At 61.6% G+C, this 474-nt stretch carries 1 protein-coding gene; it reads right to left on the bottom strand.

What is annotated here, in order from left to right; all coding sequences use genetic code 11:
- On the bottom strand, nucleotides 1-428 hold a 428-nt coding region (locus C667_RS23905), incomplete at its 3' end, for a helix-turn-helix domain-containing protein (RefSeq protein ID WP_004392717.1).
- Nucleotides 429-474 lie beyond the last annotated feature (46 nt).

The following is a 474-nucleotide window of genomic DNA, read 5'->3' as shown; positions in this document are numbered from 1 at the left end:
GCCGTTTGCGACAGATTCATTTCGCGTGCCATGGTGCGCGTGCTCCAGTGTGTCGCGCCTTGCGGGATCGACTCCAGCGTGCGGGCGATCACCGCATCGACTCGCGCATCGTCAATGCTGCGCGGTGCGCCGGGACGTGGCGCATCCAGCAGCCCCTCCAGGCGGTGTTTGACAAAGCGCGCTCGCCACTTGGAGACGGTCTGGGGCGTGACCCGCTGGCGAACGGCAACGGCCTTGTTCTCCATCCCCTGGGCACAACCCAGCACGATGCGTGCTCGCAATGCCATGGCCTGCGCGGTCTTGCGCCGCAGCGTCAACGCGGTGAGTTGTTCGCGCTCCGCATCGCTGAGCACCAGTTCCGTCTTGGGTCTGCCTCTCATGATCACCTCGTCGTGTTCGAACAGTACACGACTGATAGCAATGGTCAATATTAGTTCAATGAACTTCTAACTCAGGACACTAGGGCAACGCTGA

The organism is Thauera phenylacetica B4P (assembly GCF_000310225.1).
Classification (GTDB): domain Bacteria; phylum Pseudomonadota; class Gammaproteobacteria; order Burkholderiales; family Rhodocyclaceae; genus Thauera; species Thauera phenylacetica.
The sequence above is the reverse complement of the archived record's forward strand: the minus strand, read 5'-3'. Positions and strand labels throughout refer to the sequence as shown.